The following is a 25,504-nucleotide window of genomic DNA, read 5'->3' on the forward strand; positions in this document are numbered from 1 at the left end:
TTGGGCGGGAATCGGCAAGAAAGCTACTAGGTCGTCGGGCTGCAGCCGCGCGGAGTGATTCCAGCAACGATCTGACCACCCGTTTATTGTCCTCTACCACTGACTGAGGCGTTCTCCCGTGGCGTCGAAGCGCTTAGAGGGCGAGTTTACTCTTCCTGTGAGCCGGTCCCGGTTGTCTGAACAGAATCTCCGCATCGATAAGTGGAGCCTCTGCCGGGGTTAGGCTGCCGTGCGGAGCGGCAGCGAGGTGAAGTAGGCGTGATCCGTTGTGCTGCCGTCAAGGCTCGAATGTGGACGGCGGCCATTGTAGAAGTCGAGGTATCGGCCGATCGAGGCACGCGCTTCGCTGACGTTCTCGTAGGCCCGCAGATAAACCTCCTCGTATTTGACGCTGCGCCACAGCCGCTCGACGAACACGTTGTCCCGCCAGGCGCCCCGGCCGTCCATACTGATGGCGATGCCGTTGTCGGTGAGCACGCCGGTGAACGCCGCGCTGGTGAACTGCGAGCCTTGGTCGGTGTTGAAGCTCTCCGGTTTGCCGTGACGGGCCATCATCCTCCCGTGTCGCGACGCAGAATGCCGCCTCCATGGTGATCGACAGCCGCCACGACAGAACCCGGCGGGTCGCCCAGTCCAGCACCACGGCCAGATAGACGAAGCCTCGCGCCATCGGGATGTAGGTGATGTCCATCGCCCAGACCTGGTTCGGACGCGTGATCTCCATACCGCGCAGCAGATACGGATAGATCTTGTGACCGGGCTCGGGTTGGGTGGTGCGCGGACGACGGTAGAGCGCCTCTATCCCCATCCGCCGCATTAGCGTTTTGACATGCCGGCGGCCAATCTTGCACCCCTCGGCAGCCAGCAGGCCTCGCAGCATTCGCGAACCGGCGAAGGGAAACTCCAGATGCAGCCGGTCGAGCCGTTGCATCAGCGCGAGGTCTTTGGGCGGCACTGGACGCGGCAGATAGTAGACGCTGCCGCCGCTGATGTTCAGAGCTTCCGCCTGCTTGCTGATCGGCAGATCGTGTTCACGGTCGATCATCGCTTTGCGCTCAGCAATCCCGCCTTGGTGAGCGCTCCTTCTAAAAAATCGTTCTCCAGCGTCAACTCGCCGATCTTGGCGTGCAGCGACTTGACGTCGACGGTGGGTTCGGCGATCCGACTCCCGCCGCCCGGACCGAAAACATCGGCAGCGCTGCCTTCGAGCTGGGCCTTCCACGATGTGATCTGATTGGGGTGAACGTCGAACTGCTCCGCTAGTTGCGCCAGCGTGCGGTCACCCTTGACGGCGGCAAGCGCCACCTTCGCCTTGAAAGCCGGAGTGTGGTTCAACCTGCTCGTCTGCTCATCGTCTCTCCTGACTCGCGGGTCAATCTTGCCCGCCGTCAGGCAGAAACTCCACTTATCGCACTGATCAGATTTGCGGGGCCAGCTCACTGCATGCAACTAGGGAGTCGTCATGGAACGCTATTTCTTCGACATCCAGAGTGGCCGAGACTTCTTTGCAGACGATCAAGGTTTACGCCTGCCCAATCAGAAGGCCGCCGAACTAGAGGCGATGCATACATTGACCGGGATCGCCAAATGAAACCCGTCGTGAGCGGCCCGATTTAGCAGTCGAAGTGCGCTCGACGAATGAACCCTTGTTCTGCGTTTCTATACTATATCGAAATGTGAGCACTAGGCATTGAGGACGCCTCGGTCAGCCGCCTCTTTATTCGGCCCAGCTCCGGCCAAAGCTCGGCAAGAGCCACCTTCATCGAGCGAAGGATCTTGCGACATCTAGACCCGCGTCGATGGCCGCACGTTAATGCCTGCCAGCTGGCTACGCTCGTCTTCCGATAGTTGCCAATCCTGGCACTGACTGCAAAGCTGATCAAAAACATCATGTAACTTGCTGCGAGCGATCTTGACGACTTCAGTGTCGTCGAACTCGCGAGAGTTCAGGAAGATCGGCAAGTTGAAACTGGTCTGATGCCCTTCGATGTGAAACGTCAAACGAATGTCTTCACCTCGTTCGTTGCTTTCGATCATCTCAATACGAGCGACCCTCACCGTGAAATTGCCCATCATCTCGCTTCCTTGAATCGATCTATCAATTTTGCAACATGCGGCCCAAGCGTTGTCGCCGTGCTCGCCGAGGCCGGCCACCTAAAGGCGACCGCCTTCTCAGATGCCTCTCGAAATATGAGGCGTCCAGATCAGGATGGCTAAGAGGTCAAGCGGCTTGTTAGCTGTTGGATGGGCTTGCGTCGATACGCTGCGCGTCCGACAAGTCGGCAGGGCTGATCGAGATGGCCTCCATCGTCAATCCAGCCGAGCCTTCCGCCGGCACCTTGATCACGGTAGCAACGCGACGGAATGCCGCGAATGAAAGGCTCTCGATCATCTCCTCGTCCGTGACGACCTCGTAGACGCCGGCTGGCAACTGTCGGTCGATGCCTCTTATTCGGAACGGATGGTTGAAGGTGACGACTTCGCGTCGGGAACGGATCGTCATGCACCGGTGCCTTTCGCAAACGCTCGCCCGCGCAAAGTTCTCTGCGTGGGAAACGGCGAGCCGATTTCGCGCGCCTTTTGCTGGACGGAAAACATGGATCGTCTCAGCACAACTGCTGCTCGAGCGACGGAAGCACCCCCGCTGACGAGCTCTTGTAGGCGCTCAAGTTTTTCAGCCGTCCAGGAGACAGATGTCACGCGTACCATTTGTGCCGCCTTAATCGTAGACCTTGCCGAGATAATCCAGCCAGCGGCTCGAGATCAGATAGAGGTCACTGCGGGTAGACCTTAAACGGCGACGTTCGACATTGTTCCTATCATCAAGACGGGTGACAGCAATCAGCAGGAGCTCGAAAAGGAAGGTTGCTACTTCTTGAGAGCCACAGAAGGCGGTAGCTCGCATGCATTTCGCCGCTTAGTCCGAGCTCTCGCCACAGTCGAGCGAGCCCGCGGGGCCCTCTTCCACGCCCCCACAACAAGGTGCGCATTCAGAAATTTGTCGCTCGGCCTCGCGCCTCTTGGCCTGTCTGACAATCGAGCCCGTAAACTGCGCGAGCAGCGCCGGATAGATCGACCATGTACGCAACATTCTCGCATGGCATTTTCCAGGCGCGGAAAGCTTCCCATATCTCCGCCGCCCGCAGTTGCTAGGCGGAGGCCAACTCGACGGCGGTTGGTCGACACAAAAAAACGGCCCCAGCTTTTGGCGGCTGGGGCCGCTGGGACGCCTCCGGCAGCGCAAGGGGGGACTTGGAGCCGGAGCACGGCACCAATCCTGTCGCTTGCTACTAGTTCCTAGGGAAGAGGCTGCGGCTGGCAGAGGTCGGCTGTCGACAAACCGAACTGGGGCCGTATCCGAGATCTGAGATCGAGACTGCGATCCCGATTACGTTCTGCCGGGCCGACCCGCTTCAACCAGGCCTCGGCCGAGCCCCTATGTCCGCAGCGCCGAGGCATGGAATCGCACGGGCCATGGTCGCGCCGTGGCAAAGAGACCACAGGTGACAAGCCGCAATCCCCCGCAATTCCGACCCCAGTCACGTGGATTCGTTCCACCGGGAGCGGCTTTGATGCTGGTGTTCAGGAAGAGGAGACCAGTGATCCGGACGCTACGCGGCTCGGCCATCTCAGTGGGCGTTCCTCCCGCACGAACACTTCCCATTTTCATAGAAACTCGCTTCAGACTGCGTAAGTTTTCTAAACCGCAGGCGGAATCGTCAGCAGGTGGACGAGACCTACTGGAAAGCATCAACACGCAACTTTCTAAGGGAGAATGCCCGCACTCTGATGCTTTCGAAACGAGCCATCGCTGCGGGCAGCATCAGAAAGCAGCGCGCCCGGATCGGACGCCCCCGATGCCGACAGGAAATTGCGGTTTAGTCCCGGTCGTTCGCCTCTTCCTTGATCACAGGTGGCGTGTGGCCAAGCTCAAGCTTTTGAGTCAATTGGGCGCGCTCCCCGTCTACCGGCTGGTCTTCTCCGCGGGTGCGCATGATGCCGTGGTCTGATGCTCTGGTCATGGTGACCTCCTGCCGGACCAAGCCCGGCTCAACCCAACGTTCCAAATACGAGGATTTGCGCCGATGCCGCGAGCGGCACTGTCGCGTCATTCTGGCTTGCTTCGCGCGACTGGTCTCGTCGCTGTTATGAAGCCTCCGTTCTGAAACGTCGCCTTAGCCGCTTCCACCTCATCTCAATCCATCGCAGCGCGGCGAGGAGAGGCTTCTGCAGGATCGGAATGTCCTGCGCAATGAGAAGCAGTCCAAGGGGGAGCATCCAGAGGCCGAAGAGGGGCAGGAAGCTGAGGACGCCCCCGAGAATAAGTACCCCGGCGAAAATGAAACGGATCCAGATATTGGGAGGCTCTCGCAGCCAGCGAATGAAGGTTCCCACTTTCGTGGGCACTCGACGCTCAATCAATGTGAAGTATCTGTTCAGCCCCGTTTTGACGGAAGCCATGCCAATTCCGATGCGCGTGAGTGTTGAAGCAGCGCGTCCCGCAAGTACTCGGAACCAAACCGACTGGGGGTGAAGTGTTCCTCCGTCCTGTCGCATCGGAGTTCAACTATGGAGGGGTAAAGCAGACGTGATGCAATTCACGGGGGCGACGCGAAGAGGGCAGGATTGCTGCGACAGTGGACGACCACATCAGCTCTCCCGGGTTGCGCACAGATGAAGGTGCGGCGAGCTCGCGTGGGTCGTGCAGAACGCAGTCAGGTACTCTGAGCTCGGGCCCTTGCTTGACGTTCATGTCCGCACAGACTGCCCCAGATAGGGGAGGCATTTGCAATCGCGCTGTAGACGTCCCGGCTTGCGGGATGACACCGCACAGGTCTCGAGAGATGCCCATCAAACAAAAGCCGCCGGGCGTTACACCGAACGGCTTTTCTTCGCGGCTCCCAGTCTCTTGGTTCTGCCGCCAGGTTCAAGCTGCCGTTCCACCCTTTGTTCCCTTAGAGCCGTAGGCTGTCAACAGAACAGCGGACCGCGCGTCGGCTTGACCCGTGTAGGGGCTACTGCCAGTTGACCCCTTATGTTTGCAAGCGGAATGCAGGCTCTTGCCACGGTCACTTGCGGAACGAACGAGCAATAGCCATGTGATACCCATCGAGTTCGGCCAAACGACTTGGCCTCGCCGCTTAAAGCGCGTCTGACTGACAACCTTGCTCCAGACCTCGGCATCGCGGATCGAGCAGCGGGCTCGCGTCATTAGGTGCGGAGGTCGTCGTAACCCTCGCCAACGAAATCTTTCAGCAACCCGTGAAGGAATACGATGCGCAAGTTTCCCGAGCCAACCGAGCGAGAGATTCAGGAGGGACCTCAAAGGGTATCCTTCCAAATCGTTGCCCGAGCAACGGCTCGCGTTGCGCGGCAGTTTGGCCGGCAGATCGGTCGAAATGCAAAGGCTGTCTGAGCCGGCTGTTCTCCCTGCATGTCCCAAAACGAGCGAGCTCGAGACGAACGTCGACATGTTCCTCGTCATCATGTCTGGACGCCAGCACTCGACTGATCAGTAAGAGTAAATCTTGGGCCGGGGAGTGACAATGATGCTCTCCAAGTCGCGTTAGGAACGAAGGCTCCGCGGCGACCGTTGACGATGAGCTGCAACATTTCTCAATTCGCCTGAGTCATCGTGCAGACCACATGAGGTACTGCACATGGCACTCCCGCGAACACGCGCCGTTTCCCTCCAGTCCGACTACACGACTGTCTTGCGGAGACATCCCGCACTCATAGCACTTGCCGGGGCTGCCTCCCTTCTCGGTGCCCTAGCGATCGTAAACCGACGAGTCGCAAAGAAAGCGGAGCGCCATAACCCGCCCCGTGGGCAGTTCTTGGAGATCGATGGCGTCCGGTTGCACTACGTGGAACGCGGCAATGGGCGTCCGCTTGTGCTCCTGCACGGCAACGGCAGCATGATCCAGGATTTCGAATCAAGCGGCCTGATCGAGCTCGCGGCCAACAGGTTTCGGGTGATCGTATTTGACCGCCCTGGATTTGGACACAGCTCGCGACCAAGAAACGTGATCTGGACCCCGGAAGCACAGGCAGATCTGTTCAGAAAAGCGCTTGATCGGCTGAGCGTCCAGCGTGCGATCGTGCTTGGACACTCATGGGGTGCGGCGGTTGCTCTTGCGCTGGCGACAAGACATCCATCATTTGTCGAAGCCTTGGTGCTGGCGTCGGGTTACTATTTTCCAACGGTCCGTGTTGACGCGGCGGCATCTTCGATGTCTGCGACACCTTGGATCGGCGATGCCGTCAGTCACACCATCTCGCCGATCTCGGGCCGCCTCCTATGGCCTTCCATGTTGCGCAAGATGTTCGGCCCGTCGCCAGTCCCAGACAAGTTCGCCGGCTTCCCCAAGGAGTTGGTGTTGCGACCCTCGCAGATGCGCGCCAGCGCGGCGGAGGCGACGTTGATGATACCCGCCGCATTCAAGTCGGCGAAGACCTACGACCACCTCAAGATGCCCACCATCATCATTGCCGGCGATGAGGATCGTCTCATCGATATCAACAAGCAATCGGTTAGGCTGCACGGTGAAGTCACTCATAGCAAGTTGCACCGTATCGCCGGTGCAGGGCACATGATCCAGCAGTCTGCCACGGTGCAGTTGATGGCGGCCATCGACGAGGCTGCTGCAGAGACAGACATCGGCGGAAACGCGCCACGCAGGTTTGCCAGAGCCTAGGAAAGCTCCCACAGGGAACGTGTGCTTTCTTGTCTCCAATTGGCGAACAGGCCCGCTGTGACCGAACCGTGAAGCCGGGCCGATTAGCTTATGTGACTAGAGGCCTGAAGCGGCATCGCCTTCCCGGCCGTTTGAAGCTGCCTCAGTTGGTCGGGGTGACAAGCCCAATATCGCGATGGAGAAAGCGTCGTGGTCTCACTGTCAAAGTTGCCGCAGGAACTCCCCTCGTCGCCAGGGCCGAATGTCGGCGTGCCGCAACCTGCTGCCTCGCCACCGCAGGCGGCCGACGATACCGGCATGCCGCTGCCGTCCAGTCCGCAGACGTTCTTTCTCGGTAGTCTGTTAACACTAGCCGTGCTGACAGCCGTCCATGTGGCAAGCTCAATCATACTGCCCGTGGTGCTCGCCTTCGTGTTGCAGCTCATTCTGCAACCCGCCGTCCGTCTGCTCGAGCGTATCGGTCTTCCCCGTGCCATCGGAGCGCTCTTGGCGATCTTGATGGTCATGGGAGCCCTCGTGGGTTTTGTGGCAGCCTTGTCGCTACCTGCCGCGACTTGGGCGGAGAAATTGCCAGAGGGCTTGCCTCGCCTCGAAACTCACCTGGTCGTTCTGAAGCGCCCGATCGAAGCGCTGCAGAAAGTCATCCAGCAGGCCGAGCACGTCGCTGACGCTCCCGAGAAGAAGGGCGCCACCGTTGCGGTCCGTAACGATCTCGGCCTTACCGGCGCGCTATTCGCTGGAACGCGGGCTGTTATCGATGGCCTGTTTACGACCGTTCTGGTGCTCTATTTTCTTCTGGTTGCCGGAGACATTTTTCTGCGACGCATCGTCGAGGTCTTGCCGAACTTCGGCGACAAGAGGCAGGCGGTGGACATCTCTCAGCAGATCGAAGCGGACATATCTGCCTATCTTCTTACAATCACCGCCATGAATGCTGCAGTGGGAATTGCAACGGCCGTTGCGATGTATTTCTGCGGACTTGGAGACCCCTTGCTGTGGGGAGCCGCGGCCTTCCTGCTCAACTACGTTCCAATTCTAGGACCGCTGTTCGGGACCGTCATCTTCCTCCTGGCCGGCATGTTGAGCTTCGATAGCTTGTGGTGGGCGCTGCTGCCTCCGGCCCTCTACTTCGGCATCCACCTCGCCGAAGGCGAAACCCTGACTCCCATGCTGCTTGCCCGGCGCTTCACCCTGAACCCGGTGCTAGTCATCCTCTCGCTGGTGTTCTGGTTCTGGATGTGGGGGGTGCCCGGAGCGATCCTGGCCGTTCCGATGCTGGCCATCCTCAAGATCGTTAGCGATCGCGTGCGTCCGCTCAAAGCTTTGGGGCACGTCCTTGAAGGCTAGTCCGGTGTCGCTCCCGGAGAAGATTGAGGACCGCGTCGCCGGAAGACGGCCCTTGCAGTTTGCGCTTACGCAGCGGCATCCTGAAACGCGTCTCCGCGTGCCTCGATGCGACGGTCAGAGCGTCTCAATGAGCCTTTGCAACCTGAGAGGCGACTTGCGCAGCCGTAATTTCGCTGGCGTACGCGTTGAACAAGCTCTCAGCTACTCTTGCTGCTGTGAAACGAAAACGTGCTGCATAACAGATGACGTTTAATAACTTATAAGTTGCATTAGAGGAACAAATTCTAATGATGGTTGTTGTCTGCATGTTCCCTTGAGTGAGGGAGCGACAGGAGCATTAATGCTAAAATTTGTGAGGGCTGTAGTCCTCTCTGCAATACTGGCCACCATCGTCCTGGCGTTGCCGGGGTCCGCCCTTAGGGTGGAAGCGCGTGAAACTGCCGCGTTGGCCAAAGGGGACAGGCTCCGGGCAACAATGTGCTCAACTCAGGTCTGGCCAAACTTTACCTCGCCTTGCTTGCGCAGCCAAGGCCGGTCCGCCAGTGCTGCAGGTCCGCCTCGTATCCAGCGGCCGCTGAAACTTGTCGAGCTACTCCCGACCAATCAAAGCTCACGCGGCGCGGATGCGGGTGCGGCGACACCGCGGCCGGATCTGCTTTCCATTTTGGAGAAACCGATGACCATAGACCCGACCCAAGTCCCCAACGTTCTGGTTGTCGAAGACGAGATGATTTTGCGTATGCGCGCGGTGGACATCGTCGAGGATGCCGGTTTTCACCCCGTTGAGGCTGTCAATGCCGATGAGGCTATTTCCATCCTGGAAACTCGCTCCGACATATCTTTGCTGCTCACTGACATTCAGATGCCCGGAAGCATAGACGGCTTGAAGCTGGCGCATGCAGTGCATGAGCGATGGCCGACCATCAAGATCATTCTCGTCTCGGGTGAGGTGAAACCATCGGGTACGGATACGCCGGAAGACAGCAGGTTTTTTGGCAAGCCTCTCCACGTGGAACAGTTGATCGCGGAACTTCAGGGAATGGTGGGGTTTGGCGCATTGAAGATTGTTCCAACGACAAGCGCGGTGCCAGATGCCGCGTCGGCGATGTCCGCCGAAAACGAGAGCCTTCGTCTGTTGCTCGACCAAGCCGCGGTGGACGCCAAGGCATTGCTGGAGCAAGCCGGGGTCGAGGCAAAGGAGCGCGAGGCGGCCGATAAGTTGCAGAAGCTGATTATTGGCGAACTCCATCATCGCATCAAGAATTCACTGGCAACCGTAAGCGCAATTGCGTCCCAGAGCTTTCGGACGGCGACCAGCGTCGAGCAGGGACAAAAGGCAATGGAGAGCCGGTTGACCGCGCTGGGGCGTGCCCACGATCTGCTGATGCAGGTAAGCTGGTCAAGTGCCAGTCTAACCCATACTTTCAGCAGCGCCACCGAGCCATATGACGGCCATGGTGCCAGACGATTCCACTTCAATGGGCCGGACATCAAAATAGCTGCCGGCGCCGTCATCGCGCTGGCAATGACCTTCAACGAATTGTGCACGAATACCATCAAGTTTGGTGCGCTGTCGGTGCCGGAGGGGCATGTCGAAGTGGCGTGGACCGTAGACGTGCAGAACGGACGGTTAAAACTTGTATGGACCGAACGAGGTGGGCCGATAGTCCAGCCTCCGACACGCCGAAGCTTCGGGACCCGCATGATGGAGTCTCTCGGCCAGCAGCTGAATGGCCGAGTGCAGCTCGCTTACGAGCCATCCGGATTTACCTATGCGTTGGATGTGCCGCTCAGTTCAGTTAGCCCCCCCGTGTGAGATCTCGTCTTCTTCACCGGTCTGTTCATTCTTAATACGCGGCGCATCTCGCCGCCCCAGTAGGGCTCGTTGCGCCGTCATCGAGCCCAGCAAAACCAAAGGTTAAGCTGCATGTCCGACGAACCAAAAATCAACGAACGGCACCAGGCCGACAACTTGGAACACCGCATACGGGAGCGAGCACATCATCTCTGGGAGCTGGAGGGGCGACAGGAAGGGAGAGCAGACGAATACTGGCACCGTGCGATCGAGCAACTTCAGTCAGACGCGCAGGCGGCCTATCCGCCGTCGCACTCGCGTGGCCATCGGGCCTGAGCGCACGGCCTCCATCTTGGCGGACATCTCGTCGATGCAGACCTCCAAGCGGCCTGCCGTTTGTAGAGCTTCAGGTGGACGAAAATTTTGCGGACTCCTAGGCCTCTTTTTTGGAAGATACTTATGATCACCTCTAAGACCATCGCTATAGCCGCTGCCATCGGACTAATTGGTATCTCGGCAGCTCAGGCAGAATGCGAAATTGCCGACGCGAAATTAGAAGAAGCGGTCCAACAAAACCCGCGTTTTCGCGGTCCTGCCAACAGCCAGTACGTGCGGGATCTTCGCAGTCTCCGAGATGCCGCGATGACGCTTCGGTCTTATGGGCGTCATGAGGATTGTGAGCGACTCCTCGCCAATATCCGCGAACTGATCGCAGGCCCTCCGATGGGATCGCTGGGCGACAACGACGAAGAAGAGGCAGACAAGCAAATCGCCGCCAGCGAGCCGAAGATGAAGCGCGGGGCTGTCCTCGGCAATCGCAGCAAAAAAGACGCGAAACCACTCTTAAGGATCGATGAACTTGCCCCCGGCCTGAGGACTGATGAGATGATCGGCGCGGAAGTCCGCAGTTCGGACGACAAAATCGTCGGCGAAGTCAGGAACATCGTGTTCGGGACGAAAGACGGACGTAATTACGCGGTGGTGGCCTCGGGAGGATTTTTCACGGCCGGAAAGGACAGTATCGTCGTTCCAATCCGGTCTATCATGGTTTCGCAAGACCGTGCGAGCTTCTATCTCCCGGTCACCAAAGAGGTCATGAAAACCGTGCCCCTCATGCCAGATCAGGACTACAAGTGGTTATCCGACCAAAAGTGGCGCACCGAAAACGACGCCTTGTTCAAAACGCGCTAGAAGTTTTCTTCTAGTCTAGAGCATTGCGGATCCCGACCTCAAGCCCATCCGCCTCGCTCCCGGTAAATTCACCCGTTTCGATCTACGCACTCGATCGGTGCTCCAAGAAGCGGTGCAGCGGAGACGCTTCTAAGCCACAGTCACCGCGCTCAATGGGTTGGCAACGCTTAGCCGAGATTGGAATAGCAAATGAATGCCGAGGAACTAGCTCACAAATTTCGAGGCAAGATCGCTGCCGCACTGGCCGAAAAGCAACGACAAAGCGGCATTGCTGCCGACAACGCCGACAAGAGGGAAGCCGATGTTGAGTATTGCAAACTCGCCCTGGAGCGGGAAGTTATTCCGTTTCTTTCGGAGTTGAAGCGTCACCTGGGCGATGCTCAGTTCTCCTTTGCGTCTCAGATCGAGATGAATGACCACAGGCCAGTCGGGGTGTCCTTCACCATCGGCAACGGCGCGCCGACCAGCATCACGACCGCCTACGGAAACATCGTCGTGACTCGAATCGGAGATAGCCGGACTGCCAAGGGCGTTCCCTACGTTTACGCGCCCGACGTGGAACCGTATATCTCCAATTCGGGAGATCTCACGCGCGAAAAAATTGCCAAGTTGATCGAGATGGTGATTGGAGACTAGCGCATTGAATCGGCAGTACAGCCGTGATCACGGCAGTTGCACCATCACACGAACAGCCAGGCGATCAGGGTTGGAGGAATTGGGCGGCGGCTCACTGACTGCACCCATTCGGGGTGTTGGGAGGTACTCGACATCTTGGTCTCCAAGAAGTCGACCCATCGCTCGGCCACTACGGCGAACCGCAGGCATGCGTTTGGAACGTCGTCAGCTTCAGCACACCATCCAAAACGGGCTCCCGAATACACTGCCACACTCTTCCGGCAGCCATCTCGAGTTCATGCCGCCTGCCGGGTTCGTTCTTCCTCCTCGCCTGAATGTTTGGCTCCAATCGGCTATCGCGGCAACTCTGCTCTGGTTAAGGTAACTGTCCACACGACCTAAAGGTCGATGTGCTGACGGTGGACGCTTTCACGCCAGCAGCATGTAGTCGGCTAAGCTCCTCGCTAGGAGAGGCGCGTCCTTATTTGGAAATGCCTGCTAAGCAATTGATATTACTAGAGGCGAATTGGCCCGTTTCTTCCAAATGCGACTTGAACTCATTAGATAATCGAACGGATTTTGATTCCGCCATTCTGGCGTTCGCTCAAGCCAGACGTTGGTGCGGAGTTCCCTGGACTTAGCGCTCCACTCGGCTGTTCATTTGGAAGCTAGGATTTGGAAAGGGGCCGCGTTGCCGGCTGCCAGGAGCTAGCCCGCATCCAACTATCTCAGATCTCCCGCAAGCCCCGTTCTCGTCTAGGACGCCGCAACGAATTCGCGACGAATTGTGTGAAATGACCGTGAACAGAATGCGACCGATCCAGCCCCATACCAAGAAAGATCAATAACTTAGAAGATATCCACTGCGTTCGGGACGCAGGGGGCGGAGGTTTAAATCCGCTCGCTCCGCCCATTTTATTCAATGTCCAGCGACATGCGATCTTCACCTTGGCATCTGCGTCTGCCCTGAAACCATGACCACGAGGCAAGCGGGCAAGCGCGGCCTGATCAGGCCTTCGCGTCCAACGCATCGACGGTCGCGAGCTTAAACTTTAGCGTCGAACTTCGTGCCAGCGGACTTGTTGGAAGTTGATAGAGCCAGCTGCGAGAACGCGTTCCAGTCCGATCGCGCGAGGCGATAGCCCGTTTCATGGTCTTGGCGAAAGGTCGTCGCGGCAGGCATTGAGCATGATCAGTCGAAGCTGCCTTGTAGGCGCGACGGCGAACAGCCATGCTCAAGCCCCACCGTCTCGTCGAGAACGTCACAGCCGGTCTCTAGGATCGCATCGGTAGGGATCAGCGACCAGCATCCGGATTAGCTGTCTTCTTTTGTCATTCGGCCGATGAGTCCTAGCCTGCATTCGCCTTTAACCCCGCCGCCTGGATGCCCGCGACCGCGCAGGCCTCGTCATTGTCGGAGGTGTCGCCGGAGACACCGACGGCGCCGAGAAGCGTCGTGCCGTCCATAATCAGCACGCCGCCGGGGACCGGCACCAATGCGCCCTTGGCGATCGTGTTCACCGCGTCGATGAAAAAGGCCTGCTCCTGCGCGCGCTGGAACAGCGCGCGTGAGCCCATGCCCATCGCCAGCGCGCCATAGGCCTTGCCGTGCGCGATCTCGCCGCGCATCAGGCTGGTGCCGTCCTGCGCGGCGGCGAGCTTGAGCACGCCGCGCGCGTCCAGGATGGTGACGACCAGCGGCTTCAGCTTGAGCTCGCCGGCCTTCGCGAAGGCGGCGTCGAGAATTTTGCGGGCGGTGTCGAGGGTGAGGTCAGCCATGGCTGGTTTCCTTTGTAGCTGGAGAACTGGAATTGGGTCCGGCGCGATCGAAGCTCATGGCCAGCACCCGCGCGACGTGAAGGGCCTCGCGCTGGGTGCCGTCGTGGATCTGGTGGCGGCAGGAGGTGCCGTCGGCGACGACCAGCGTAGTCTGGTCCGCGCGCCGCACGGCCGGCAGCAGTGACAGCTCGGCCATCTCGATCGAGGCATCGTAAGTGTCGGCACCGTAGCCGAACGCGCCGGCCATGCCGCAGCAGCTCGATTCGATGGTCTCGACCTCAAGGCCGGGGACGAGGCGCAGCACCTGCTCGACCGGCTTGAAGGCGCCGAAGGATTTTTGGTGGCAATGGCCGTGCACAATGGCTTTGTCGGCCAGGTTACCGAGCGGCAGTTGCAGCCGCCCGGCCTCGGCCTCGCGCACCAGAAATTCCTCGAAGGTCAGCGCGTGGGCACCGACCGCCTTGGCGTCGTTGTCCTTGCGTAGCGAGGCGAGCTCATCGCGGAGCGTCAAGAGGCAGCTCGGCTCTAGACCTATGATCGGCACGCCGCGCGCGGCGAAGGGCGCGAAGGTGGCCACGAGACGATCGAGCTCGGCCTTGGCCTCGTCGACGAGGCCGGCTGACAGGAACGTGCGGCCGCAGCACGGCGCGCGACTGCCGCTCGACGGCTTCGGCAGATGCACGCGATAGCCGCCGGCCGCGAGTACGCGCAGCGCTGCGTCGAGATTTTCGCGCTCATAGATGCGGTTGAACGTATCGGCGAACAGAACCACTTCGCGGCCGCTCTCCGATCCCACGCTGTCAGCCGGCGGCACGAACACATCCTTGCGGAAGGCGGGCAGGGCACGGCGCGCGCTGATGCCGGCAAAGCGCTCGAACAGCTTTCGCAAGAGCGGGCTGCTGTTGCGCAAATTCGCCAGCGGCAAGAAACGCGATGCAAGGTCGGCATACCGCGGGAGGTAGCCGACCAAGCGGTCGCGCAACGTGAGGCCATGGGACTCTGCGCGCGCGGCCAGCACTTCGATCTTCATCTTGGCCATGTCAACGCCGGTCGGACATTCGTGGCGGCAGGCCTTGCAGGAGACGCAGAGTTTTAGCGTTTCCATCATCTCGTCGGAGGAGAGCGCATTGGGGCCGAGCTGGCCGGAGATCGCCAGCCGCAACGTATTGGCGCGGCCGCGCGTGACGTCCTTCTCGTTGCGTGTCGCGCGGTAGGACGGACACATCACGCCGCCCTCGAGCTTGCGGCAGGCGCCGTTGTTGTTGCACATCTCGACCGCGCCCTGGAAACCGCCGCCGGCCCCGGGATAGGCGGACCAGTCGAGCCTGGTCTTCAGCTCGCCCACCCGGTAATCGGGCGGGTAGCGGAACAGCGAGCGGTCGTCCATCCTGGGCGCATCGACGATCTTGCCGGGATTGAGAACGCCGTCGGGATCGAAGCGCTGCTTCACGTCCTTGAAGTCGGCGACGAGGCGTTCACCGAACATGGTCTCGTGGAATTCGGAGCGCACCAGGCCGTCGCCATGCTCGCCGGAATGCGAGCCCTTGTATTCGCGCACCAGCGCAAACGCCTCTTCGGCGATGGCGCGCATCGCCTTGACGTCCTTCTCCAACTTGAGATTCAGCACGGGCCGCACATGCAGGCAGCCTTCGGATGCATGCGCATACATGGTGCCGCTGGTGCCATGCTTGGCAAACACCTCGTTCAGCCGTGCGGTGTAGTCGGCGAGGTGTGGCAGCGGCACGGCGCAGTCCTCGACGAAGGAGACCGGCTTGCCCTCCTGCTTCATCGACATCATGACGTTGAGGCCGGCGGCGCGGAAATCGGCGATGCCGCTCTGGAGTGCCGGCTCCGTGATCTCGACCACTCCGCCCCATTTGCGCTTGTCGTTGTTCCAGCCGAAGCCGAGATCGGCCATGAGCTCACCGAGCTGCTTGAGGCGGATGAGGTTATCCAACTGGTCTTCCTCGGCGAACTCGACCACCAGCACGGCATCCGGATCGCCCTTGATGGCTGCGGAGATGACGGGTGCGAACATCGCGATGTCGCGGCCGAGCGCGATCATGGTGCGGTCGACCAGTTCGACCGCGATCGGCTTGAGCTTGACGAGATGCTGGGCCGCATTCATCGCCTCGTAGAAACTGCCGAAATGGCAGACGCCAAGCGCCTTGTTGCGGATCACCGGCCACAGCTTCAGCTCGACCTTGGTGGTGAAGGCCAGCGTGCCCTCGGAGCCAACCAACAGATGCGCCATGTTGTTGGGTGCATTGCGCGGCACCAGCGCATCGAGATTGTAGCCGCCGACGCGGCGCTGCACCTTGGGAAAGCGTGCGGCGATCTCCTCGGCCTCGCGGGCGCCGAGATCAAGCATGTCGCGGAACAGGGCCCGTGTGCTGTCGCCGGCCTCGACATCGGAGAGATCGCGCGAGACCTCGCCGAAACGGCTCAGCGTGCCGTCGGCAAGGGCGGCCTCCATCGACAGCGTGTTGTCGCGCATGGTGCCGTAGCGCAAGCTTCGGCCGCCGCACGAATTGTTGCCGGCCATGCCGCCGATGGTGGCGCGCGAGGCTGTGGAGACGTCCACCGGAAACCACAGGCCATGCTTTCTAAGCTGGCGGTTGAGATCGTCCAGCACGATGCCGGGTTCGACCACGCAGGTGCGACCCTCGACGTCGAGCGACAGGATCCGGTTCAGATGCTTGGAGAGGTCGACCACGAGCCCATCATTGACGGTTTGGCCGCATTGCGAGGTGCCGCCGCCGCGCGGGGTGACCTTGTGTCCCTCTTCCCGGGCAATGGCCAGCGACAGCAAGGCCTCGTCCATGGTCTTGGGCACGACCACGCCGGCGGGCATGATCTGGTAGAACGAAGCATCGGTCGCGTAGCGGCCGCGGCTGAAACCGTCGAAGAGGACGTCGCCGGTCATTTCCGCGCGCAGGCGCCGTTCGAGCGAGGAAGCGTTTGTCATCCCTGATCCCGGACCGATCCAGCGAGGTGGCCCAGCCTTGCTGAGTTATTCACTATGTTTCGTGTTCGATTATATTGTGAATTCAAAATGAGCAACCCGGCCGTCTTCAGGACGAGACCGGCGCGTCCTCTCGGGGCTCGGTCAGGTGCTCGATCGCGGCCGCCCGCTTGTTGCGCAGGTGCTGGAACAGGATGTCGCTGAGCTCGCTCGCGGCCCGGCGGCGCAGCGCATCGAGAATGGCCTCGTGCTCGCGCATGGCCTCCGCCCAGCGCTGCCGCTTGCGGGCGAAATTGGCGGAGTAGCGGACGCGCCGGATCCGGCCGGCGAAGTTGGCGTAAGCCGCCTTCAGCGTCTCGTTGCGCGCGGCCGCGACGATGCTCTCATGGATGCGCTGGTTGGCCCGGAAATAGCCGTGCATGTCACGATGCAGATAGCTTCCGTACATCTCGTAATGCAGCTGCTCGATCGCGGTGATCTCCGCGTCGGTAATGGCTTCGCAGGCGAGGCGCCCGGCGAGGCTCTCCAGTCCTGCCATCACGTCGAACAGCTCCTCGAGGTCGCGCTGGCTGAGCTGGCGCACCCGCGCGCCGCGGTTGGGCAAAAGTTCGATCAGCCCCTCGGCGGCGAGCACTTTCAAGGCTTCGCGCAGGGGCGTGCGGGAGATTCCGAGCATCTCGCAAAGCTGCCGCTCGGGAACGCGCCCGCCTTCCGGAATGTTGCCCTCGACCACGTAATCGCGCAGCCGCAACAGGATCTCGCCATGAAGCGAGGCCTCCTGGCGATCGCCGCCATTTAGGCTGGGCGGGGCAATCGGAACCCCGGTGTCGGGAATCGTGGATTTCATTTGTAGCACAGTAATTTGCCTGTTTGGTCGCGTCGACGGACACAATAGAATACCAAAATTCGATTGAAAGGACAAAAAATGAATGCAAAATAGGCCGATGGGGCCGGTGATAGTCATACCGACCGGGAGGTTTCCATGCATCAGGGACGCCATTTCCTCCAGATTCCAGGCCCGAGCCCGGTCCCCGAGCGCGTGCTGCGCGCCATGGATATGCCGGTCATCGACCACCGCAGCGCTGAATTCGCCGAGCTCGGCCGGGCCGTGCTGGAAGGCAGCCAGAAGATTTTCCAGACCAAAGCTCCCGTCGTGATCTTCCCCTCGTCGGGGACCGGCGCCTGGGAGGCCGCGATCGTCAACACGCTGTCGCCGGGCGACAAGGTGCTGATGGTCGAGACCGGCCATTTTGCCACACTGTGGCGGCAGATGGCCGGACGCTTCGGCATCGAGGTTGATTTCGTTCCGGGGGACTGGCGCCGCGGCGCCGATCCGGCCGTGATCGAGGCCAGGCTCACGGATGACACCGCGCATGCGATCAAGGCCGTCATGGTCGTGCACAACGAGACATCGACCGGTGCGACCAGCCGCATCGCCGAGATCCGCGCCGCGATCGATCGCGCCTCGCATCCGGCGCTCTTGATGGTCGACACCATCTCTTCGCTCGGCTCGGTCGACTACCGCCACGACGAGTGGAAGGTCGATGTCAGCGTCAGCTGCTCGCAGAAGGGGTTTATGCTGCCGCCCGGTCTCGGCTTCAACGCGATCTCGGACAAGGCCCGTGCCGCATCGAAGACCAACAGGATGCCGCGCTCCTATTTCGACTGGGAGGAGATGCTCAAGCCCAATGCAAAAGGCTTCTTCCCCTACACGCCCGCGACCAATCTGCTCTACGGCCTGCGCGAGGCGATCGCGATGCTGCTGGAAGAGGGCCTCGACAACGTCTTTGCGAGGCATCAGCGGTTGGCCGCCGCGACCCGTGCTGCCGTCAATCATTGGGGCCTTGAGATCCTCTGCCAGGAGCCCTCAGAATTCTCGCCGGTGCTGACCGCGGTGCTGATGCCGCCGGGCCATGATGCCGACCAGTTCCGGAAAGTGGTGCTCGACAATTACAACATGTCGCTGGGCTCCGGCCTGTCGAAGGTCGCCGGAAAGGTTTTCCGCATCGGCCATCTCGGCGAATGCAACGCCCTGACGCTGCTCGGCGCGCTCACCGGCGTCGAGATGGGCTTGTCGGTTGCGGGCGTGCCGCATCGCTCCGGCGGCGTCGATGTCGCGATGAAGCTCTTGGAGCAGCGCCCGCAGGGCAATGCATCGCCGCATCTGAAGGTCGTCGGCACGTAAGGTGGTCGCGGTGAAAGGGGATGGTATCCGAGGGCAGGTCGGCCCGTTATGCACGGACGGACCCTCTTGGAGGAGGGGACAAGCCGGTCAAATGGTGCTATTCGGCGCCCACCAAACCAAGGCTAGACCCGGAAGGACGCCGATGACCGTGCATACTGGAAGGCATTTCTTACAGATTCCAGGACCGACCAATGTGCCCGACCGGGTGCTGCGCGCGATGGACATGCCGACCCTGGACCATCGCGGTCCGGAGTTCGCCGAGCTCGGTTTTGCGGTCCTCGCCTCGATGCAGCGGGTGTTTCGCACCCAGCAACCCGTGATCATCTTCCCCTCGTCCGGCACCGGCGCCTGGGAAGCGGCGATGGTCAACGTGTTCGCGCCCGGCGACAAGGTTTTGATGTGCGAGACCGGCCAGTTCGCCGTGCTGTGGCGCGGCATCGCCGACAAGTTCAAGCTCGACGTCGACTTCATTCCGAGCGACTGGCGTCATGGCGCCGATCTCGCCGAGATCGAGAAGCGTCTTGCCGCCGACAAGCAGCACGCGATCAAGGCGGTCTGTGTCGTGCACAACGAGACCTCGACCGGCTGCGTGACGCCGCCGCTCGACGTGCGCAAGATTCTGGACCGCACAAAGCATCCGGCGCTGCTGATGGTCGACACTATCTCCGGCCTCGGCTCGATGGAATACGAGCACGATGCCTGGGGCATCGACGTCTCCGTCGCCGGCTCGCAGAAGGGTCTGATGCTGCCGCCGGGGCTCGGCTTCAACGCCGTCTCGGAGAAAGCGCTCGCGGTGGCGAAAGCCAACCCCGGCATGCGCTCCTACTGGGACTGGCAGGAGGTCATCAGCTTCAACAAGCTCGGCACCTTCCCCTATACGCCCGCAACCAACCTGCTCTACGGCCTGCGCGAGGCGGTCAAGATGCTGGAAGAGGAGGGGCTGGAGAACGTCTGGAGCCGCCACAAGCGACACAGCGCGGCGACACGGGCCGCGGTCAAGGTTTGGGGCCTTGAGACGCAGTGCGCCGACCCTGCCGCGCATTCGCCGGCGCTGACCGGCGTTCGCGTGCCGGAAGGACACGACGCCGACGCCTTCCGCAAGGTGGTGCTGGAGAACTTCGACATGTCGCTCGGCACCGGCCTGAACAAGATCAAGGGGAAGGTGTTCCGCATCGGCCATATCGGCCATTTCAACGATCTGATGCTGATGGGCACGCTCGCCGGCGTCGAGATGGGCCTCGATCTTGCAAAGATCCCGCACCGGAGCGGCGGCGTCCTGGCGGCCATGGACGTCCTGAAGGGACGCGAAATGGTGCCGATGGCAAAGGCCCAGGTGGCCTGATCCATCCAACTTGAAGAAGAAGTGAGCGCGATGAACGCACCAACTGCCAACGAAGACCTGCTCTACTCCGTCCAGGACGGCATCGCGCGGATCACCTTCAACCGCCCGCAGGCGCGCAATGCCATGACCTTCGCCATGTATGACCGCATGGCGGAGATCTGCCAGGAGATCAACGCCGATCGTTCGATCAAGGCCTTGATCCTGACCGGCGCGGGCGACAAGGCGTTTGCCTCCGGCACCGACATCTCGCAGTTCCGCGCCTTCAAGTCCGCGCAGGACGCGCTCGACTACGAGGCCCGTATTGACCGCGTGCTCGGCATTCTCGAGCAGTGCCGCGTGCCCGTGATCGCTGCGATCGCGGGAGCTTGCACCGGCGGCGGCGCCGGCATTGCGGCCTGCTGCGATCTCCGCATCGGCACCGAGACGACGCGGATCGGCTTTCCGATCGCGCGCACGCTCGGCAATTGCCTGTCGATGTCGAACATCAGCCGCGTCGTCGCGCTGGTTGGTCCCGCCCGCACCAAGGATTTGATCTTCAAGGCGCGCCTCGTCGAGGCGGCGGAAGCCCTCGCGCTCGGCCTGCTCAACGAGGTCGTGCCCGACGTCGAGACGTTGCGGCGCCGCGCCGACGAGACCGCAAAGCTCGTCGCCAGCCACGCGCCGCTGACGCTGGAAGCGACCAAGGAAGCGGTGCGCCGTATTCGCCGCACGCTGTCGCGCGAAGAGGGCGAGGACCTGATCCTGAAGGCCTATATGAGCGAGGATTTCCGCGAGGGCATGGACGCCTTCCTCAACAAGCGCACGCCGAACTGGAAGGGCAGGTAAAGTCTCACGAGCTTTCGGCTTGGTCAGTCGAAAGTCATGTGCGCCGAAGAGCTGACCCCCGGTCTCGGTGATCGCGCTCGATCAGTTCGTGCTGTGAGACAACAGCGCAGGTGGTAAGACGGTGAAGAAGTTCGGCGCGGCTGCGATCGCAGGGCGCTGATTGCGAAAGCCCGTTGAGGACGATGAAAGCTGCGCGCTGAATCAGGTCAGTTCAAGCGCGCGCTTGAAGTAGCCGATCGTCTCCTTCAGACCATCCTCGAGCGCGACCTTCGGCTCCCAGTTCAGCGTCGCCTTCGCCTTGGCGAGGTCGGGCTGGCGCTGCCGCGGGTCGTCTTGCGGCAGCGGCTTGAACAACAGCTTGGAACGCGAACCCGTGAGCTTGATGACCTTCTCAGCCAGTTCGCGGATCGTGAACTCAGAGTTGTTACCGAGGTTGATCGGGCCGGTGACGTCTTCCGGTGTCACCATCAGCCGCGTAATGGCCTCGACCAGGTCGTCGACATAGCAGAAGGAGCGGGTCTGCCCGCCGTCGCCGAATACCGTGATCGGCTCGCCCTTGAGGGCCTGGACGATGAAGGACGACACCACGCGTCCGTCGTTGGGCTGCATGCGCGGACCGTAGGTATTGAAGATGCGTGCGACCTTGATCGGGAGGCCGTGCTGGCGCCAATAGTCAAAGAACAGCGTCTCGGCGCAACGCTTGCCCTCATCGTAGCACGACCGGATGCCGATCGGGTTGACGTTGCCCCAATAGTCCTCGGTCTGGGGATGGATCAGCGGATCGCCATAGACCTCGCTGGTGGAGGCCTGGAAGATGCGCGCCTTCAGCCGCTTGGCGAGGCCGAGCATGTTGATGGCGCCGTGCACCGAGGTCTTGGTGGTCTGTACGGGGTCGCGCTGGTAGTGGATCGGCGAGGCCGGACAGGCCAGGTTGAAAATCGCGTCGACCTCGATGTAGAGCGGGAAGGTGACGTCGTGCCTGACCGGCTCGAACAGCGGATTGGCGATCAGATGGGCGATGTTGCGCCGGCTGCCGGTGAAATAATTGTCCGCAGACACCACCTCGGCCCCCGCTTCGAGCAGTCGCTCGCAGAGATGCGATCCGATGAAGCCGGCGCCTCCGGTCACGAGGATGCGACTGTTGTTGTAGCTTTCAAACGGCATGATCGGTTCCAGCAGGGATATCGGGGGCGGGCTCCTCCGGTGAGGCCGGCAGAGTGGTATCGGCTACGGGCCGAAATGCTAGTAAGCTTGCATTCCGGTTATGATCCCTCAAAAGTGAACTGATCCTGAAGGCCTATATGAGCGAGGATTTCCGCGAGGGCATGGACGCCTTCCTCAACACGCAGGCCGGATTGGAAGGGCAGGTAAGGTATCATAAGCTTTCGGCTTCGTCAGTCGAAAGTCATATGCGCTGAATTGCCCGCCTGCTTGAACTCGTCAGCATTAGTCCGCACAATGCGGGAATAGAATTTTCCGCACTACAAACTCAAAAAACATCAGGGGATGAAACTCGTGCGAATTCCAGTGAAGACCATCGGCGCGGCGACGGCGCTGTTGTTGAGCACGCCGGCCTTTGCCGGCTGGGAACCGGCAAAGCCCGTCGAGATCGTGGTGGCGGCGGGCGCGGGTGGCGCCTCCGACCAGATGGCGCGGATGATGCAGGCCGCAATCCAGAAGAACAATCTGATGAAGCAGCCGATAGTCGTCTCGCTCAAGGGCGGCGCATCGGGCGCGGAAGCGCTGATGTACATGAAGTCCAGCGAGGGCGATCCGAACAAGGTGCTGATCGCCTACTCGCTGATCTACATGCTGCCGCTGTCGGCGAAGATCCCCTTCAACTGGCGCGAGCTGACCCCGGTCTCGGTGATCGCGCTCGACCAATTCGTGCTGTGGGATAACAGCGTAGGTCCCAAGACGGTGAAGGAGTTCGTGGCAGCCGCGAAAGCGGCTAGCTCGCCGTTCAAGATGGGCGGCACCGGCTCCAAGCGTGAGGATCACGTGCTGACCGTCTTCCTCGAGCAGAAGACCGGCGCGAAATTCTCCTATCTGCCTTACAAGTCCGGCGGCGAGGCGGCGACCCAGTTGGTCGGCAACCACACCGAAGCCAACGTCAACAACCCCTCCGAAAATCTCGAAGTCTGGCGCGCGGGCCAGGTGCGTCCGCTCTGCGTGTTCGACAAGGAGCGCATCGCCTACACCACCAAGGTGACCGAGACGCAGTCCTGGGCCGACATCCCGACCTGCAAGGAGGAGGGCGTCGACGTCCAGTACCTGATGCTGCGCGCGATGTTCCTACCCGGCAAGGTCACGCCGGAGCAGCAGGCGTTCTATGTCGATCTCTTCCACAAGGTGACACAGACCGCCGAGTACAAGGATTATATGGAGAAGCAGGCCCTGAAGCCGATCTTCCTCACCGGCAAGGACATGGTGCAGTTCCTCGAGGAGGACGATGCCATCAACAAGGCGCTGATGACGGAAGCCGGATTCGTCGCGAAGTAGCTGCTTGTCACCTCGCCCCGCTTGCGGGGAGAGGTCGGAATGCATGGAAGATGCGATCCGGGTGAGGGGTACTCTCCGCGAGTCCAACTCTCACTTTCTCCGTGCAGACTCCCTCACCCCGCCCCTCTGCCCGCAAGCCGGGGAGAGGGGGAATTGAACGCACTCCGTCCCTGACAGGTAATGTCCCAAACCGATCTTGAAATCGTCGTCGACGATCCGACCGCGCCTGAGGACGACTCCCCCTCCGTCGTTTCCTCGGGCACGATCGAGATCGTCGTCTGCCTCCTGCTGCTGGCCCTTGCCGTCACGCTCGGCCACGACAATTGGCGTACCGGTGCGTCCTGGGATGCGACCGGGCCCGAGCCCGGCTATTTCCCGTTCTATCTCTGCGTCATCCTCGGCGGCGGCAGCCTCTACGGCCTGATTGTGGCGCTCCTCGCGCGCCGCGCGCGCGAGACCTTCGTTACGCGGGCGCAAGCCCGCCGCGTGATGGCGGTGTTCGTGCCGACGCTGCTGTTCTGCCTATTGACCCAATTCCTCGGCCTCTATGTCGCGAGCTTCCTCCTGATCTCCGGCTTCATGCGCTTCGTCGGCAAGATCGCGCTGTGGAAGTCGCTGCTCACAGCCTTCGTGTTCACGGCGATCATGTTCGTCACCTTCGACATCGCCTTCGACGTCATCATGCCGAAAGGGCCGCTCGAAGCGGCCCTCGGGCGCTAGGGCGGATCGCGATGGAAGCGTTTGGTCTCCTGATTCACGGCTTCGCGGTCCTGCTGACGTGGAAGACACTCATGCTGATGCTGGTCGGGCTGGTGCTCGGCATCTTCGTCGGCGTGCTGCCGGGGCTCGGCGGCCCCAACGGCGTTGCGATCCTGTTGCCGCTCACCTTCACGATGGATCCGACCTCGGCGATCGTGATGCTGTCCTGCATCTATTGGGGCGCGCTGTTCGGCGGCGCGATCACCTCGATCCTGTTCAACATCCCCGGCGAGGCCTGGTCGGTCGCGACCACCTTCGACGGCTATCCGATGGCGCAGCAGGGCAGGGCGGCGGAGGCGCTGACCGCGGCGTTCACGTCCTCCTTCATCGGCTCACTGGTCGCGGTGCTCTTGATCACCTTCCTCGCGCCGATGATCTCGTCCTTTGCGCTGAAGTTCGGCCCGCCCGAGTTCTTTGCGGTGTATCTATTGACCTTCTGCTCCTTCGTCGGCCTCGGGCGCGAAGCCAAGCACAAGACCGTCATCTCGATGTCGCTGGGTCTCCTGCTCGCCGGCGTCGGCATGGATACGGTCTCGGGCAATCTGCGCATGACCTTCGGCTCGGCCGAGCTTTTGCGCGGCATCAACTTCCTGGTCGCGGTCATCGGCCTGTTCGGCATCAGCGAGATCCTGCTGACGATGGAGGAACGGCTGGCGCTGCGCGGGCATGCGGCGAGCATCTCGCTCCGCGTCGTGCTCAGCGTCTGGAAGGACTTGCCCAAATATTGGGTGACGCTGCTGCGCTCGTCCTTCATCGGCTGCTGGCTCGGCATTACCCCCGGCGGCGCGATTGCGGCGTCCTTCATGGGCTACAACCTCGCCAAGCGCTTCGCCAAGAATCCCGAGGGTTTCGGCAAGGGTCGCATCGAGGGCGTGTTCGCGCCTGAAACGGCGGCGCATGCGTCCGGCACCTCGGCGCTGCTGCCGATGCTGGCGCTCGGCATTCCCGGTTCCGGCACCGCCGCGATCCTGCTCGGCGGCCTGATGGTGTGGGGGCTTAATCCGGGGCCGCTGCTGTTCGTCGAGCACAAGGACTTCGTCTGGGGCCTGATCGCCTCGATGTATCTCGGCAACGTCGTCGGCCTCATGCTGGTGCTGACGACGGTGCCGATCTTCGCCTCGATCCTGCGCGTGCCGTTTGCCGCGGTGGCGCCGATGATCGTGGTGTCCTGCGCGATCGGCGCCTATGCGATCCAGAACGCGATGTTCGACATCTGGCTGATGCTCGGCTTCGGCATCGTCGGCTACGTCTTCAAGAAGATCGGCATTCCCCTGGCGCCGTTCACGCTGGCGCTCGTGCTCGGCAACCGCGCCGAGGATGCATTCCGCCTGTCCATGATCGGCTCCGGAGGGACCCTGAAGGTGTTCTGGTCGAACGGGCTTGTCGGCTCGATCACGACGCTGGCAATCGTGCTGCTGTTCTGGCCCGTAATTGACGGCCTGCTCGCCCGCGTTGGTTGGACGCATCGGACCACGGCGACATCGCGCGAAGCATAATCTCT

Annotated in this window: 21 protein-coding genes and 2 pseudogenes; 13 read left to right on the top strand and 10 right to left on the bottom strand. The window is 61.2% G+C overall.

From position 1 onward, the window contains the following. Window positions 1-219: 219 nt before the first annotated feature. Window positions 220-1,377, bottom strand: a pseudogene (locus tag IVA91_RS22940) (IS3 family transposase). A gap of 85 nt (window positions 1,378-1,462) precedes the next feature. Between IVA91_RS22940 and IVA91_RS36860 the strand changes: the two are divergent. Beyond that, window positions 1,463-1,591, top strand: a complete 129-nt coding sequence (locus IVA91_RS36860; protein ID WP_256464968.1) for a hypothetical protein — start codon at window positions 1,463-1,465, stop codon at window positions 1,589-1,591. Window positions 1,592-1,785: 194 nt separating this feature from the next. On the opposite strand, the gene IVA91_RS22945 is transcribed toward IVA91_RS36860, so the two are convergent. From IVA91_RS22945 to IVA91_RS22960, 4 genes are all read right to left on the bottom strand, one after another. After that, a complete protein-coding gene (locus IVA91_RS22945; protein ID WP_247459168.1) occupies window positions 1,786-2,154 on the bottom strand; it encodes a hypothetical protein in 369 nt (122 codons plus the stop codon). A 79-nt stretch (window positions 2,155-2,233) separates the two neighbouring features. Beyond that, window positions 2,234-2,503 (bottom strand): hypothetical protein, encoded by a 270-nt coding sequence (locus tag IVA91_RS22950; protein WP_247278872.1) that lies wholly within the window; start codon window positions 2,501-2,503, stop codon window positions 2,234-2,236. A 216-nt stretch (window positions 2,504-2,719) separates the two neighbouring features. Next, a complete protein-coding gene (locus IVA91_RS22955; protein WP_247459169.1) occupies window positions 2,720-2,905 on the bottom strand; it encodes a hypothetical protein in 186 nt (61 codons plus the stop codon). A gap of 973 nt (window positions 2,906-3,878) precedes the next feature. Then, entirely contained in the window at window positions 3,879-4,022 is a 144-nt protein-coding gene (locus tag IVA91_RS22960; protein WP_247459170.1) for a hypothetical protein, read from the bottom strand. Between the two features lie 1,638 nt (window positions 4,023-5,660). Between IVA91_RS22960 and IVA91_RS22965 the strand changes: the two genes are divergently transcribed. From IVA91_RS22965 to IVA91_RS22990, 6 genes are all read left to right on the top strand, one after another. After that, complete coding sequence (locus tag IVA91_RS22965) at window positions 5,661-6,698, top strand: alpha/beta hydrolase (RefSeq protein ID WP_247459171.1); 1,038 nt, start codon at window positions 5,661-5,663, stop codon at window positions 6,696-6,698. A 189-nt stretch (window positions 6,699-6,887) separates the two neighbouring features. After that, window positions 6,888-8,045: an AI-2E family transporter gene (locus IVA91_RS22970; protein ID WP_247459172.1), complete on the top strand. Its 1,158-nt coding sequence runs from the start codon at window positions 6,888-6,890 to the stop codon at window positions 8,043-8,045. Between the two features lie 676 nt (window positions 8,046-8,721). Then, a complete protein-coding gene (locus IVA91_RS22975) occupies window positions 8,722-9,861 on the top strand; it encodes an HWE histidine kinase domain-containing protein (RefSeq protein WP_247459173.1) in 1,140 nt (379 codons plus the stop codon). Window positions 9,862-9,972: 111 nt separating this feature from the next. Beyond that, on the top strand, window positions 9,973-10,176 hold the full coding sequence (locus IVA91_RS22980; RefSeq protein ID WP_247278867.1) for a DUF2934 domain-containing protein: 204 nt from the start codon (window positions 9,973-9,975) through the stop codon (window positions 10,174-10,176). 123 nt (window positions 10,177-10,299) lie between these two features. Further along, the gene (locus tag IVA91_RS22985) at window positions 10,300-11,031 is read left to right on the top strand and encodes a PRC-barrel domain-containing protein (RefSeq protein ID WP_247459174.1); all 732 of its coding nucleotides are present in this window, start codon (window positions 10,300-10,302) and stop codon (window positions 11,029-11,031) included. Between the two features lie 189 nt (window positions 11,032-11,220). Beyond that, window positions 11,221-11,667 carry a hypothetical protein gene (locus tag IVA91_RS22990; protein WP_247459175.1) on the top strand — a complete coding sequence of 149 codons (447 nt, stop codon included), beginning with the start codon at window positions 11,221-11,223 and terminating at the stop codon, window positions 11,665-11,667. Window positions 11,668-12,774: 1,107 nt separating this feature from the next. Here IVA91_RS22990 and IVA91_RS22995 read toward each other — a convergent pair. The 4 genes and pseudogenes from IVA91_RS22995 to IVA91_RS23010 form a co-directional block, all read right to left on the bottom strand. Beyond that, window positions 12,775-12,946, bottom strand: a pseudogene (locus IVA91_RS22995) (caspase family protein); the annotation flags it as partial. A gap of 50 nt (window positions 12,947-12,996) precedes the next feature. Then, window positions 12,997-13,425 carry a heme-binding protein gene (locus IVA91_RS23000; RefSeq protein WP_247450548.1) on the bottom strand — a complete coding sequence of 143 codons (429 nt, stop codon included), beginning with the start codon at window positions 13,423-13,425 and terminating at the stop codon, window positions 12,997-12,999. Beyond that, window positions 13,418-16,393, bottom strand: coding sequence for an FAD-binding and (Fe-S)-binding domain-containing protein (locus tag IVA91_RS23005; RefSeq protein ID WP_247459176.1), 2,976 nt, complete (start codon window positions 16,391-16,393; stop codon window positions 13,418-13,420). The genes IVA91_RS23000 and IVA91_RS23005 overlap by 8 nt, the downstream gene beginning before the upstream one ends. 106 nt (window positions 16,394-16,499) lie before the next feature. Then, window positions 16,500-17,237 (bottom strand): GntR family transcriptional regulator, encoded by a 738-nt coding sequence (locus IVA91_RS23010; protein WP_247459177.1) that lies wholly within the window; start codon window positions 17,235-17,237, stop codon window positions 16,500-16,502. Between the two features lie 135 nt (window positions 17,238-17,372). Between IVA91_RS23010 and IVA91_RS23015 the strand changes: the two genes are divergently transcribed. From IVA91_RS23015 to IVA91_RS23025, 3 genes are all read left to right on the top strand, one after another. Continuing rightward, window positions 17,373-18,575, top strand: a complete 1,203-nt coding sequence (locus IVA91_RS23015; protein ID WP_247459178.1) for an alanine--glyoxylate aminotransferase family protein — start codon at window positions 17,373-17,375, stop codon at window positions 18,573-18,575. Window positions 18,576-18,717: 142 nt separating this feature from the next. Next, window positions 18,718-19,917, top strand: coding sequence for an aminotransferase class V-fold PLP-dependent enzyme (locus IVA91_RS23020; protein ID WP_247459179.1), 1,200 nt, complete (start codon window positions 18,718-18,720; stop codon window positions 19,915-19,917). Between the two features lie 30 nt (window positions 19,918-19,947). Next, on the top strand, window positions 19,948-20,742 hold the full coding sequence (locus IVA91_RS23025) for an enoyl-CoA hydratase/isomerase family protein (protein WP_247450539.1): 795 nt from the start codon (window positions 19,948-19,950) through the stop codon (window positions 20,740-20,742). A gap of 201 nt (window positions 20,743-20,943) precedes the next feature. Here IVA91_RS23025 and IVA91_RS23030 read toward each other — a convergent pair whose 3' ends face one another. Beyond that, a complete protein-coding gene (locus tag IVA91_RS23030) occupies window positions 20,944-21,906 on the bottom strand; it encodes a UDP-glucuronic acid decarboxylase family protein (protein ID WP_247450537.1) in 963 nt (320 codons plus the stop codon). 342 nt (window positions 21,907-22,248) lie between these two features. Between IVA91_RS23030 and IVA91_RS23035 the strand changes: the two genes are divergently transcribed. The 3 genes from IVA91_RS23035 to IVA91_RS23045 all read left to right on the top strand — a co-directional run bounded on the left by IVA91_RS23035 (window position 22,249) and on the right by IVA91_RS23045 (window position 25,499). Then, on the top strand, window positions 22,249-23,244 hold the full coding sequence (locus IVA91_RS23035) for a tripartite tricarboxylate transporter substrate-binding protein (protein WP_247459180.1): 996 nt from the start codon (window positions 22,249-22,251) through the stop codon (window positions 23,242-23,244). Window positions 23,245-23,424: 180 nt separating this feature from the next. Next, window positions 23,425-23,964, top strand: coding sequence for a tripartite tricarboxylate transporter TctB family protein (locus IVA91_RS23040; protein ID WP_247450534.1), 540 nt, complete (start codon window positions 23,425-23,427; stop codon window positions 23,962-23,964). Window positions 23,965-23,975: 11 nt separating this feature from the next. Then, window positions 23,976-25,499, top strand: coding sequence for a tripartite tricarboxylate transporter permease (locus IVA91_RS23045; RefSeq protein WP_247450532.1), 1,524 nt, complete (start codon window positions 23,976-23,978; stop codon window positions 25,497-25,499). Window positions 25,500-25,504 lie beyond the last annotated feature (5 nt).

This window comes from Bradyrhizobium sp. 153 (assembly GCF_023073835.1).
GTDB lineage: Bacteria > Pseudomonadota > Alphaproteobacteria > Rhizobiales > Xanthobacteraceae > Bradyrhizobium.

Coding starts and splice junctions, on each gene's coding strand:
- IVA91_RS22960 (WP_247459170.1), bottom strand. CDS start 4,022: ATGACCAGAGCATCAGACCACGGCATCATGCGCACCCGCGGAGAAGAC.
- IVA91_RS23005 (WP_247459176.1), bottom strand. CDS start 16,393: ATGACAAACGCTTCCTCGCTCGAACGGCGCCTGCGCGCGGAAATGACC.
- IVA91_RS36860 (WP_256464968.1), top strand. CDS start 1,463: ATGGAACGCTATTTCTTCGACATCCAGAGTGGCCGAGACTTCTTTGCA.
- IVA91_RS23010 (WP_247459177.1), bottom strand. CDS start 17,237: ATGAAATCCACGATTCCCGACACCGGGGTTCCGATTGCCCCGCCCAGC.
- IVA91_RS22985 (WP_247459174.1), top strand. CDS start 10,300: ATGATCACCTCTAAGACCATCGCTATAGCCGCTGCCATCGGACTAATT.
- IVA91_RS23045 (WP_247450532.1), top strand. CDS start 23,976: ATGGAAGCGTTTGGTCTCCTGATTCACGGCTTCGCGGTCCTGCTGACG.
- IVA91_RS23015 (WP_247459178.1), top strand. CDS start 17,373: ATGCATCAGGGACGCCATTTCCTCCAGATTCCAGGCCCGAGCCCGGTC.
- IVA91_RS22950 (WP_247278872.1), bottom strand. CDS start 2,503: ATGACGATCCGTTCCCGACGCGAAGTCGTCACCTTCAACCATCCGTTC.
- IVA91_RS23035 (WP_247459180.1), top strand. CDS start 22,249: ATGAAACTCGTGCGAATTCCAGTGAAGACCATCGGCGCGGCGACGGCG.
- IVA91_RS23000 (WP_247450548.1), bottom strand. CDS start 13,425: ATGGCTGACCTCACCCTCGACACCGCCCGCAAAATTCTCGACGCCGCC.
- IVA91_RS23025 (WP_247450539.1), top strand. CDS start 19,948: ATGAACGCACCAACTGCCAACGAAGACCTGCTCTACTCCGTCCAGGAC.
- IVA91_RS22975 (WP_247459173.1), top strand. CDS start 8,722: ATGACCATAGACCCGACCCAAGTCCCCAACGTTCTGGTTGTCGAAGAC.
- IVA91_RS22965 (WP_247459171.1), top strand. CDS start 5,661: ATGGCACTCCCGCGAACACGCGCCGTTTCCCTCCAGTCCGACTACACG.
- IVA91_RS23020 (WP_247459179.1), top strand. CDS start 18,718: ATGACCGTGCATACTGGAAGGCATTTCTTACAGATTCCAGGACCGACC.
- IVA91_RS23030 (WP_247450537.1), bottom strand. CDS start 21,906: ATGCCGTTTGAAAGCTACAACAACAGTCGCATCCTCGTGACCGGAGGC.
- IVA91_RS22990 (WP_247459175.1), top strand. CDS start 11,221: ATGAATGCCGAGGAACTAGCTCACAAATTTCGAGGCAAGATCGCTGCC.
- IVA91_RS22980 (WP_247278867.1), top strand. CDS start 9,973: ATGTCCGACGAACCAAAAATCAACGAACGGCACCAGGCCGACAACTTG.
- IVA91_RS22955 (WP_247459169.1), bottom strand. CDS start 2,905: ATGCGAGCTACCGCCTTCTGTGGCTCTCAAGAAGTAGCAACCTTCCTT.
- IVA91_RS23040 (WP_247450534.1), top strand. CDS start 23,425: ATGTCCCAAACCGATCTTGAAATCGTCGTCGACGATCCGACCGCGCCT.